This is a genomic window from Seonamhaeicola maritimus (assembly GCF_008056315.1).
Lineage (GTDB): Bacteria > Bacteroidota > Bacteroidia > Flavobacteriales > Flavobacteriaceae > Seonamhaeicola > Seonamhaeicola maritimus.
In genome coordinates this window covers 1013247-1025504 of the sequence record NZ_VRKQ01000010.1, presented here as the reverse complement: position 1 = coordinate 1025504, position 12258 = coordinate 1013247, and the positions used below count along the sequence as shown (strand labels likewise).

Genomic DNA, 12258 nt, shown 5'->3' with positions numbered 1-12258 from the left:
TTCTTTGCATAGAATAAAAAAATAACAAAAATCAAAAATGAAAAAATTAACTTTAAAACTATTAAGCTTAACTATAGCTTTTTCTTCTTTAACATTAACCAACTGTAGTACTGAAGATCCAGCTCCAATTGTAGCTGGTAAGACTAAAGTATTGGAAAACTTAGATGCAGGTGTATTGAACGGGACTTTAGAAGAAAATTATTCTTTAAGTGCTTCTACTATCTATAATTTAACTGGTCAATTCATTATAGCAGATGGTGCTACTTTAAATATTCCTGCGGGGACAAGAATTCTTGCCGATAACGGAGGAACAGATGTTTATATTGCTGTATTAAAAGGTGGTGAAATTAACATTAACGGTAATGCTGGAAATCCTGTAATCATGTCGTCTTCTGATGGAAATCCTGGAGATTGGGGTGGTTTAACACTTTGCGGTAAAGCAACCACTACTGCTGGTGTTGATGCTGAAGCTGAAGTTGGTGGTTTTCTTTATGGCGGTAATGAAGATACGGATAGCTCAGGAATCATTAGGTATTTACAAATTGCTGGTACTGGAGCACAGATTAATCCAGAATCTCAATACAATGGTATATCATTTTATGCTGTAGGATCTAGTACTTTAGTAGATAATGTTGCTGTAATTAATGGTTCTGATGATGGTGTTGAATTCTTTGGAGGAACGGTATCTGTTTCTAATCTATATTTAGAAAATAATGATGATGATTCAATTGATTGGACAGAAGGTTGGAATGGTTCTGTAACTAATGCTTATATTTCTCATACTGTTTCAGGGTTTTCAACAGTTTTTGAAGGAGATAAAGATAATGGTAACCCAACCTTTACTAATATTACAGCTATTTCTACTGTAGGTGGTACAGCTTTGCAATTCAAAAAACAATCAGGAGGAACTATCACTAATTTACATTTAACTGGTTACGCTGTAGATTTAGATATGAAAGATGGCGGTGATATCTCTAATGTTCAAATTGAAGGAGCAACTCCAGATGCAGCATTAATCTCTGGAGAAACCAGTAAATATACATTAAACTCTGGTAAAGATGCCGCTGCTATTGATGCAGGTTCTTTCTCTTGGGTAGATACAGATGTAAACTTAAGTAATAATATTCTAGCTGGGAATATTTCTGGAACTACTACATTAGATGCTTCAATTTCATACTTGTTAACATCGTCTTTAATAGTTCAAGATGGTGGGAAATTAGTAATACCGGCTGGAACAAAAATTACTGCTAAAGATGCAGGTACTGATGTATATATTGCGGTTTTAAAAGGTGGTGAAATTGATATTCAAGGTGAAGCAGGAAATCCGGTGATTATTGCTTCTATAAATGGAAATGGTGGAGACTGGGGAGGTCTTACTTTATGTGGTAAAGCAACAACAACAGCTGGAATTGATGCTCAAGCAGAAGTTGGCGGATTTATTTACGGTGGTACTGAAGACACCGATAACTCAGGATCTATAAAATATCTTGTACTTAAAGGTACCGGAGCTCAAATAAATTCTGAATCTCAGTACAACGGTTTATCATTATACGCTGTAGGATCAAGCACCACAATTGAAAATGTATCTGTAATTAATGGCTCTGATGATGGTATTGAATTCTTCGGTGGAACCGTTTCTGTTTCTAACTTGTACCTAGAAAACAATGACGATGATTCAATTGACTGGACTGAAGGCTGGAGCGGAGGTGTTTCAAACGCATATATCTCTCATACAGTTGCTGGATTCTCAACAGTTTTTGAAGGTGATAAAGACAATGGTAATCCTAGTTTTTCAAACATAACAGCAATCTCAACTGTAGGCGGTACTGCTTTACAGTTTAAAAAACAGTCTGGAGGAACCATTACAGGATTACACCTTTCAGGTTATACAGTTGATTTAGATATGAAAGATGGAGGTGCTTTAGCAAACGTACAAATTGAAGGTGCAGATGCTAATGCAACTTTACTTCCAGATGAAACAAAAAAATATACTTTAAATTCTGGTAAAGATGCTACCGCTCTTGATATTTCAGGATGGACTTGGAAAGATGCTAGTCTTTAAATATTTTTAAATTTAACATATAAAAAAAGGCATCCTAAATAGGATGCCTTTTTTTATTAAGAATTTAATCTTTAAATGTGTCTGATTCAGGGCAAGTATTTTTAAATACCTGGCTGCTCTACAACATTTGCGATTTGATTATTACTATAATCTACTTCTCTTACGGTTTTACCTGTCCAGTAAATCCATTTGCCGACTTTTTTACCATTATCATAATTTGCCGAAACTGTCTTTTTGCCTGCTTCATCAAAGGTTAACCAATTACCTTGTAATTTACCATCTGCAGTATAAGTTCCTGTTTGACTTACAACTCCATTGTCATGATAATAAACCACCTCAATAAGGTTAGTTTCTTTGTTAAGTTTCATGTCGCGCTTTTGTTGACCAAAAGACGCTATTGAAAGTAAACCAGCAAAAAGAAATAAAAATAATTTCTTCATAATTATGGGTTTTTTAACATTCTATATCAAATTTACAACTTACATAATATTTACGCAACATTTACATAACATTAAATTAACATTGAAATGTAATTAACTAATTGTCAATGTGTTGTATATGAAAACTTAACATTGGAATTATTAATAATTAATTAATATTGAGGTTACATTAAGATTAACTTAAACTTTGATATTTGCACTGTCTATAGACATTAATTAGTATTTCATATAATCTATTAGTTTTTGTCGACTACATTATTATGATTTCTATGTAGACTGCCTTGGCCAAGGCAGTCTTTTTTTTGTTCTTAAATTAATCATTTGGAAACATTAAGTTAACATTGAATTTGGTTCTTTGCAGCGACAAAAATTAATAATTATAATGAAACTTAAAATTGCACTTGTTGTAGCTGCTTTATTTGCTATTAACATTACATTTAGTCAAGAAATTAGTGATACTTCTTTCGGAAAAGGCCTTATAAATTTTACTGCGAAAGACAGTTCTTTTAGCATAAAATTTGCTCCTCGTTTTCAAATGCGATATATGTCATCTTGGGATCATGATGGAAATCAATATGGTTCTCCTGATCACAATTTTATTATTCGTCGTGCACGTTTAAAATTTGATGGATTTGCTTATAGCCCTAAATTAAGATACAAATTAGAATTGGGCCTTTCTAATAGAGATTTATCTGGCGGAAATGAATTTAATCGTAATACACCTCGTTACATTTTAGATGCCGTATTAATGTGGCATTTTGCTAAAAATTGGGAATTATGGGCAGGACAAACTAAATTGCCTGGAAACGTGGAGCGAGTTATATCTTCAGGAGATCTTCAGCTAGTAGACCGTTCTTTACTTAATAGTCGTTTTACTCTAGACCGTGATATAGGTGTTCAATTACGTCATAAATTTTATTTGGGAGATAATTTCTTAATTCGAGAAAAAGTTGCCTTGTCTCAAGGTGAAGGTAGAAACGTTACTGAAGGTAATGAAGGCGGTTTGCAATACACTGCTCGTTTAGAATTATTACCATTTGGTACTTTTAAGTCTAAAGGTGATTATACTGGGTCTGATTTAAAAAGAGAAGAAAAACCAAAATTATCCTTAGCATTTACTTATAACCTAAACGAAAATGCCGTTAGAGAAAGAGGGTTTGCTGGTGATTATATGATTAGAACAGACGGTTCTATTTACGGAACAGATCAAACTACAATATTTGTAGATGCCATGTATAAACATAATGGTTTTTCATTTATGGGAGAATATGCTAAACGTGCTGCCGATAATGAAATTGCTACCGAATTGGATGGCGTAACACCAACCGGAGATGTAGTTTTAACTGGTAATGCGTTAAACTTACAGGCAGGGTATTTATTTAAAAATAATTTTGAAATTGCAGGAAGATATACAGGTATAGATTATGAAGCTATAACAACTGCGCTTCCAGTAAAACAATATACGCTTGGTTTAAACAAGTTTGTACACGGTCATAAACTAAAAGTACAAAGTGATATTGTCTACACTTCTCTTGATGGAAATGATGACAATATTACATTCCGAATAGGGTTTGATTTTCACTTCTAAAAAAATAACAGTTACATAACAATATAATCAATAATAGTCATGATATTTGCAGATATACTACAATTAAATACTATGGATAATATTTACTTATACATGCTAATAGCCTTGACAATTTTGGCTGTTGCAGATATAGTTGTTGGCGTAAGTAATGATGCAATTAACTTCTTAAACTCAGCAATTGGTTCTAAAGCACTTTCCTTAAGAACTATTATGATAGTTGCAAGTTTAGGTATTTTTATTGGAGCCGTTTATTCTAGCGGACTAATGGAGGTTGCAAGAAAAGGAATATTTGTGCCGGCACAATTCAGTTTTCATGAGATTATGCTCATTTTTATGACGGTTATGATTACTGATATTTTATTGTTAGACTTCTTTAATACTCTGGGATTACCAACTTCTACTACTGTTTCTATTGTATTTAATTTACTTGGAGCTGCTGTTATTATGGCTCTTATTAAAATTAGCGCATCGGATACAGAAACATTTGCTGATTTAGGTACCTATATAAATACCAAAAAGGCTATTGAAATTATTAGCGGAATTTTACTCTCGGTAGTCATAGCATTTAGTGTGGGAGCGGTAGTTCAATGGTTCTCTCGTTTAATATTTACATTCCATTATTCTGAAAAAATAAAAAACTTCGGAGCTCTTTTTGGAGGTGTTGCCTTAACAGCTATTCTTTATTTCATATTCATGAAAGGTTTAAAAGGAACACCTTATTATAGCGATATGAAAGGTATGATTGAAGGGAATGAAATATATATAATTCTTGGTGGTTTTGTGCTGTTCACAATTCTTTCTTTTGCTTTTCAAAAAATTACTAAAAAGAGTATTCTACTTGTAGTAATTGCTGTAGGAACGTTTGGTTTAGCTTTAGCATTTTCAGGTAATGATTTGGTTAACTTTATTGGTGTTCCAATGGCCGCATATCATTCATTTGAAGCTTGGTCTGGCACTGGGATTCCTGCTACAGAGTTTGCAATGGGTGTTCTAGATAAAAAGATGCCTGCAGAGCCTTTCTTATTATTCATTGCCGGCGGTATCATGGTGGTAACTTTATGGTTTTCTAAAAAAGCCAAAACTGTTGCTGAAACTGAGATTAGTTTATCTAGACAAAGTGAAACTCATGAAAAGTTTAAGCCTAACATGTTATCTAGAAGTATAGTAAAAGGAACTTCATTAATGTCTGATGCTTTAACTGCAATTATTCCTAAAGCTACTCAAGAGAAAGTAAATGCAAGTTTTAAGAAACCAGATTCTACGGTATTAACTAAAGATCAAAGTATTGAAGCTCCTGCATTTGATATGATTAGGGCTTCTGTTAACTTAATGGTTGCAGGTGTTTTAATTTCTATTGCAACAGCCATGAAATTACCTCTTTCTACTACCTATGTAACATTTATGGTGGCAATGGGTACTTCATTGGCAGATAGAGCTTGGGGAGCAGAAAGCGCGGTTTATAGAGTTGCGGGTGTACTTAATGTAATTGGTGGGTGGTTTTTAACTGCTTTAGGCGCATTTACGGGAGCTGGAATTGTAGTGTTTTTAATTAATTGGCATCCTGCTGTAATGACACCAATTCTTTTACTTTTAACAGTTGTTTTATTGGCAAGAAACTATCTTTCACATAAAAGAAAGACGTCTATTGCTAAAAGTGAAGACAGTTTAAAAGGTGCAGAAAGTAGTTCAGTTCAAGGTGTAATACATGAAAGTGCTGATAATATTGCTAATGTTGTTAAAAGAGGAAATAAAATATACTCTAATGCCATTAACGGATTAGCAAAACAAGATTTAAGCTCGCTTAAAAAGAACCAAAAGCAAATAGATAAGTTGTCTTTGGAAGTAGATAATTTAAGAGATAATATCTTTTATTTTATTAAAAATTTAGATGAATCTAGTATTGGTGCTAGTAACTTCTATATTAATATTTTAGGATACTTACAGGATATGACACAATCTTTAGAATACATATCTAAAGTAAGTCATAAACACGTTAACAATAATCACAAAAAATTAAAGTTCAATCAAATTAAAGAGCTGAAAGAAGTTAACGAAGCCATAGAGCTTTTGTTTAATGATACTAAAGCTGCATTTGATTCTCGTTCTTTTGAGCAAATTGGAAATATTATTAGTAGAGAAGAAAATGTTGTTTCTATAGTTTCAGATAAGATACAAAAACAAGTGGAGCGTACTCGTAAAGAAGAATCGAGTCCAAAAAACACAACGCTTTATTTTAGTCTTCTATTAGAAACAAAAGATTTATTAAAAGCAACAATGAATCTTTTAGAAGAGTATCATGATGCTCATGATGCATCTGTAGAACCTGCTACAATTTCGGAAGATACTATTGTATCAACGGAATCGAATGATGAGAATAATGAGAATAATGAAAATGATGAACAAGAATAACAATAAAAACCTTGTATAAAACATAAAAAAGCACCTCTATGAGGTGCTTTTTTTATTCTATTAATGGGTCAGTTTTACCATATAATAACTCAGCAACTTCAATTAATTTTTTAATCATATCGTTAACATTGGTATAATCGTTAAAAAGAGAGGATGCCATTTCAACAGTTATTAAATCTTTACGTATAAGTTTATCTATTGATTTATTACTAGACCTAATATTTTCTTTTGCATCTTGTTTTAACGCTTTAAGTTTTTCTTCGTATTTCTTACTATCTCCATTGTTGTCTTTCCTAAATAAATATATGACACGAAGCACCTTTGCTACCTTCTTTCTAAAACCATCATATTCCTTTTGAAGGTGCTTGTTATCACTATTTAAGGCATATATTACATTTTTATTTAATTCTTTGGCATCTTTAATAATCTCAACCATTTTTCTGTTAGCAATTTTTATTTCGCCAACCATATTAGCTTGTTCTTTATTTAAATTGAACTTATTCTGAGCGGTTGTGGCAAATCTAATTATTTGACCATAAATAGATTTAACTTTGGTATAGTACAGGTCTTCTACATCGGTTTTTAAATCCTCTTGCGAGTTTTTCATTACTTGCTTTAACTTCTTATCAGATTTTATGTCTTCTCGATGAATATTTAAAGCGTGAGTTACTATTTCAAAAATGGTGTTTTTATATAAATATTTAGATTCTTTGATTAATGATATTAACGCTGTTTCAGGATATTTTAATTGGTTTGCAGTTAAAAACTTTGCTTCCTCTACCGCTTTTTCTGGCAAAAGTCTCTCAGGAATAATACGTTCTACAAATCTTGCAATGGGGTTAATAAACCATAGTAATAAGAATGTGTTACAAATATTAAATGTAGTATGAAATAAAGATATAGCCACGGGTATGGCAGCGGCTGTTATATATGGCGATTCTGAACCAAACTGAACCGATAACCAGCCTATAAACTTCAAAAACGGATAGAATAATATTAGCATCCATAAAACTCCAATTAAATTGAAAATTAAATGTGCCCTTGCCGTTTGTTTTGCCTTATAATTAGCTACTAGGGCTGCTAAATTAGCTGTTATGGTGGTTCCTACATTTTCACCTAAAACCATAGCTGCTGCCATTTCAAATGGAATCCAACCCTGTGCACACATAATTAGTGTTAAAGCCATAGTTGCACTAGATGACTGTATAACCACTGTGAGTATAGTGCCAATTAATAAGAAGATTAAAATTGAAAGATATCCTAAATCTGTATACCTAGATAAAAAAGATAAAATTCCTGGGTTATTCTTAATATCAGGCATCGCTTCTTTTAAAAATTGCAGTCCAATAAAGATTAATGCAAACCCTATAACAAAATTTCCTATTTCTTTGGTCTTATCCTTTTTTGAAAAGGTGAGTCCAAAACCTAATCCAACCAAAGGAAGCGCAATAGCACTCATACTTACCTTAAAGCCTAAAATAGTAATTAACCACGCCGTAATAGTGGTTCCTATATTTGCTCCCATAATTACGCTAATAGCTTCTGTCAGGGTTAATAAACCTGCATTAGAGAAACTAACAACCATTAATGTAGTTGCCGATGATGACTGAATTACAGACGTAATTAAAAAACCGGTTGTAATACCTAAAAACCTATTAGAGGTCATAGTGGCAAGAATGGACCTCATTTTGTTTCCTGCTAGTTTTAAAAGTGCATCACTCATCACCTTCATACCAAACAAGAAAACCCCAAGTGCCCCAATAAGTTGAAGCACATCAGTAAAACCGTATTTCATAATCTATTGTTCTATTAATTTTTGTCAACTATAAATATAAAGAATCTGAACTTAGTTTGACAAAGGTTAATTAAACTACAGTTTTAAAGTAAATATTTTAAAAAGAATTACCTAAAACCAGCTACAAAAGAAAAATATAAATGCAAAAAAATTACATTTGCAATCTTAATTAAATAATGAAATATGATTTCTACAAACGAATATTTTGACGGTAATGTAAAGTCTTTAGGTTACAAAACTTCAACAGGAAATTCTACTGTTGGTGTTATGGAAGCAGGTGATTATGAATTTGGCACCTCTACTCATGAAACCATGATTATTATTGAGGGTGAAATGACTGTGAAATTGCCCGGAGACTCTGTATGGGCAACTTATAAAGCTGGCGAATCTTTTGAAATTGACGCCAATGAAAAATTTCAAGTAAAAGTTTCGGCTCAAACGGCCTATTTGTGTCAGTATAAATAAAAAGACTTCTAACGAACGAGAATTTAAAGCACATCGAAAGAGGTGCTTTTTTGTTTCGCACATTTGAAATATTACCTTAGAAGCAAATTTCATCATTATGCAAAAGCCTTATTTTCTGTATTTCATCCTTTTATTTACGACAATCAACACTTTCGGACAAAATATAACTAGCAAGGAATTATTGGATAAAGCCATTGCTTATCATGATCCAAATAATAATTGGAAAACCTTTAATGGACGTCTAAATATCACTATGGAAATTCCAAAGAAGTCTTCTAGACATAGTGATATTCAAATAAATTTACCCAATGATTTTTTTCAAGTAATTGCTACAAGAGATTCTTCAACTACCAGAATGACAATTGATAAAGGAATTTGTTCTTACGCATTGAATAATTCTGAAAAAATTTCAGAAGAAGATAAAAAGAAATACACTCTTAATTGTGAACGGGCAAACCTTTACAAAAACTACTATACATACCTTTATGGATTACCCATGAAGTTAAAAGACCCCGGAACATTAATTAATTCTAGAGTTGAAGATAGAACTTTTAAAGGGAAGAATTATTTCGTTCTAAAAGTAACTTATGATGAAAATGTTGGTAGCGATATCTGGTATTTCTACTTTAACCCGAAAACATTTGCCATGGAAATCTATCAATTCTATAAAACTGATGAATGTGGTTATCAAAAAAACGATTCTGGTGAGTATATCATTTTAACCAAAGAAAAGACAATAAATGGTATTAAAATGCCAAAAAATAGAGCTTGGTATTACAATAAAAATGATGAGCTGCTTGGAACAGATATACTGAAATAAAAAGCACCTCAAATAAGAGGTGATTTAATAAATTTGGGGTTCCCTCCGCTAGGAGGGAACCAACCCACTCTTAAGATCCGCACATTAGGCAGTCATCACCTTCACCAGCTTTAGCTTGAGCAATAAGTGCTTTCATTTCTTCAGGAGACATAGGTTCTGCATCTACTTCGGGTGCTGGTGTATTTTGTTTTGCAAATTTAGCGGCGTTTTGAGCTGCCAATTTCTTTTTCTTTGCTTCTTGCTGCTCTATAACAGCATTGTCAACTTCAACCGTTTCAGCAGCAGGTTCTTCAGCCTTAGTAGTTTTAAGTGTAAACTTAATAGCGTCAACAGCACTTTTAGTACGTAAGTAATACATACCTGTTTTTAGGCCACTTTTCCAAGCATAAAAATGCATTGAAGTTAATTTAGCCATAGTTGCTCCTTCCATGAACAAGTTTAATGACTGGGACTGATCTATAAAGTAACCTCTATGACGAGACATATCTATAATATCCTTCATACTTAATTCCCAAACCGTTTTATAAAGCTCTTTTATATCTTGAGGAATAATATCTATGTCCTGAATAGAACCGTTTGCCCTCATGATATCTTGTTTCAAAGATTCGTTCCAAAGACCTAAATCAACTAAATCTTCAAGTAAGTGTTTATTAACTACAATAAACTCTCCAGATAATACACGACGCGTGTAAATATTAGATGTATAAGGCTCAAAACATTCATTATTTCCAAGAATTTGAGAAGTAGATGCTGTTGGCATTGGCGCTACTAATAACGAATTACGCACTCCGTTTTTAAGCACTTGTTTACGTAATTTTTCCCAATCCCAATTTCCACTTAATTCATCATCTTTAATATTCCAAAGGTTATGTTGGAAATCCCCTTTACTCATTGGAGATCCTTCATACGTTTGATATGGACCATCTTTTTTAGCTTCTTCCATACTCGCTGTTACAGCAGCATAATAAAGCGTTTCAAATATGTCTTGGTTTAATTTTTTAGCAGCATCACTTGTAAAAGGCATACGCAATTTAATAAAGGTATCTGCTAAACCTTGTACCCCTAATCCAATAGGACGATGGCGCATATTTGAGTTTTCAGCTTCAACTACTGGATAGTAGTTTCTATCTATAACTCTATTTAAGTTTTTAGTAACACGCTTTGTAATTCGGAATAACTCTTTATGATCAAACTCACCGTTTTTAATAAACATTGGTAGAGCAATAGATGCTAAATTACAAACAGCAACCTCATCTGGAGATGTGTACTCCATAATTTCAGTACATAAATTTGAAGAACGAATTGTTCCTAAATTTTGCTGATTTGATTTACGGTTAGCAGCATCTTTATATAACATGTACGGTGTTCCTGTTTCAATTTGAGATTCTAATATTTTCTCCCAAAGTTCACGAGCCTTAATAGTTTTACGTCCTTTTCCTTCAGCTTCATACTTTGTGTATAAGGCCTCAAACTCTTCACTATGAGTTTCAGGTAATCCAGGGCATTCATTAGGACACATCAACGTCCAATCTCCGTTTTCTTGAACACGTTTCATGAATAAATCAGAAATCCACATCGCATAGAATAAATCACGTGCACGCATTTCTTCTTTACCATGATTCTTCTTTAAATCTAAGAAATCAAAAATATCGGCGTGCCAAGTTTCTAAATATATTGCAAAACTTCCTTTACGTTTCCCGCCTCCTTGATCTACATAACGTGCTGTATCATTAAATACTCGTAGCATTGGCACAATACCATTACTAGTTCCGTTAGTTCCTGCTATATAGCTGCCTGTGGCTCTGACATTATGCATTGCTAAACCAATACCTCCGGCAGATTGAGATATTTTAGCTGTTTGTTTTAAAGTATCGTAAATACCATCAATACTATCTTCTTTCATTGTTAACAAAAAACAAGAAGACATTTGAGGTTTTGGTGTACCTGAATTAAATAATGTTGGTGTAGCGTGTGTAAAATATTTTTTAGACATTAACTCGTAAGTTTCAATGGCTGCATCTAAATCATTTAAATGTATTCCAATTGAAACACGCATTAACATGTGCTGCGGACGTTCTGCAATTTGTCCGTTCAATTTTAGAAGATATGAACGTTCTAGCGTTTTAAATCCAAAATAATCATATCCAAAATCACGGTTGTAAATTATGGTAGAATCTAAACGGTCTTTGTTTTCCATAATAACATTGTAAACCTCATCTGAAAGTAAAGGTGCATCTTTACCAGTTCTTGGGTTCACATATTTATGAAGGTCTTCCATAACGTCGCTAAACGTTTTTTTGGTGTTTTTGTGTAAGTTAGATACGGAAATACGAGCTGCTAAACGCGCATAATCAGGGTGCGCAGTTGTCATTGTTGCAGCAACTTCAGCTGCTAGATTATCAAGTTCACTAGTAGTAACACCGTCATATAAACCTTCTATAACTCGCATTGCTACTTTTAATGGATCTACTAATTCGTTTAATCCATAACATAATTTTCTCACTCTAGCAGTGATTTTGTCGAACATAATCTGCTCTTTTCTTCCGTCTCTTTTTACTACATACATTGTTTTTACACGTTTTTTAAATTTTCTGATACACCTTCAGAAAAATGGTTAGTTAGTTATTCTAATTTTGGGCTTTATTACAGCCAAAACCAGTTGGTTTAATTAATTCAATA

The 12258-nt window shown here is 32.9% G+C and carries 8 protein-coding genes; 5 read left to right on the top strand and 3 right to left on the bottom strand.

Translation table 11 applies throughout. The features are described 5' to 3' along the window. Positions 1 to 37: 37 nt before the first annotated feature. Entirely contained in the window at positions 38 to 2062 is a 2025-nt protein-coding gene (locus FUA22_RS12660) for a hypothetical protein (protein ID WP_147768901.1), read from the top strand. A gap of 101 nt (positions 2063 to 2163) precedes the next feature. Here the strand turns inward: FUA22_RS12660 and FUA22_RS12655 are convergent, their stop codons facing one another. Further along, positions 2164 to 2502 carry a toxin-antitoxin system YwqK family antitoxin gene (locus tag FUA22_RS12655; protein ID WP_147768899.1) on the bottom strand — a complete coding sequence of 113 codons (339 nt, stop codon included), beginning with the start codon at positions 2500 to 2502 and terminating at the stop codon, positions 2164 to 2166. A gap of 382 nt (positions 2503 to 2884) precedes the next feature. Between FUA22_RS12655 and FUA22_RS12650 the strand changes: the two genes are divergently transcribed. Together FUA22_RS12650 and FUA22_RS12645 are read left to right on the top strand one after the other, a co-directional pair. After that, positions 2885 to 4090 carry a porin gene (locus tag FUA22_RS12650; protein WP_147768897.1) on the top strand — a complete coding sequence of 402 codons (1206 nt, stop codon included), beginning with the start codon at positions 2885 to 2887 and terminating at the stop codon, positions 4088 to 4090. A gap of 72 nt (positions 4091 to 4162) precedes the next feature. Beyond that, complete coding sequence (locus FUA22_RS12645; RefSeq protein ID WP_147768895.1) at positions 4163 to 6499, top strand: inorganic phosphate transporter; 2337 nt, start codon at positions 4163 to 4165, stop codon at positions 6497 to 6499. A gap of 52 nt (positions 6500 to 6551) precedes the next feature. Here FUA22_RS12645 and FUA22_RS12640 read toward each other — a convergent pair whose 3' ends face one another. Beyond that, the gene (locus FUA22_RS12640; RefSeq protein WP_147768893.1) at positions 6552 to 8294 is read right to left on the bottom strand and encodes a Na/Pi cotransporter family protein; all 1743 of its coding nucleotides are present in this window, start codon (positions 8292 to 8294) and stop codon (positions 6552 to 6554) included. Between the two features lie 183 nt (positions 8295 to 8477). Here FUA22_RS12640 and ppnP point away from each other — a divergent pair, with 183 nt between their 5' ends. Together ppnP and FUA22_RS12630 are read left to right on the top strand one after the other, a co-directional pair. Further along, positions 8478 to 8759, top strand: coding sequence for a pyrimidine/purine nucleoside phosphorylase (gene ppnP / locus FUA22_RS12635; protein ID WP_147768891.1), 282 nt, complete (start codon positions 8478 to 8480; stop codon positions 8757 to 8759). A 97-nt stretch (positions 8760 to 8856) separates the two neighbouring features. After that, the gene (locus tag FUA22_RS12630) at positions 8857 to 9579 is read left to right on the top strand and encodes a DUF6503 family protein (RefSeq protein WP_147768889.1); all 723 of its coding nucleotides are present in this window, start codon (positions 8857 to 8859) and stop codon (positions 9577 to 9579) included. Positions 9580 to 9649: 70 nt separating this feature from the next. On the opposite strand, the gene FUA22_RS12625 is transcribed toward FUA22_RS12630, so the two are convergent. Then, positions 9650 to 12145 carry a ribonucleoside-diphosphate reductase subunit alpha gene (locus tag FUA22_RS12625; protein ID WP_147768887.1) on the bottom strand — a complete coding sequence of 832 codons (2496 nt, stop codon included), beginning with the start codon at positions 12143 to 12145 and terminating at the stop codon, positions 9650 to 9652. Positions 12146 to 12258: the final 113 nt, after the last annotated feature.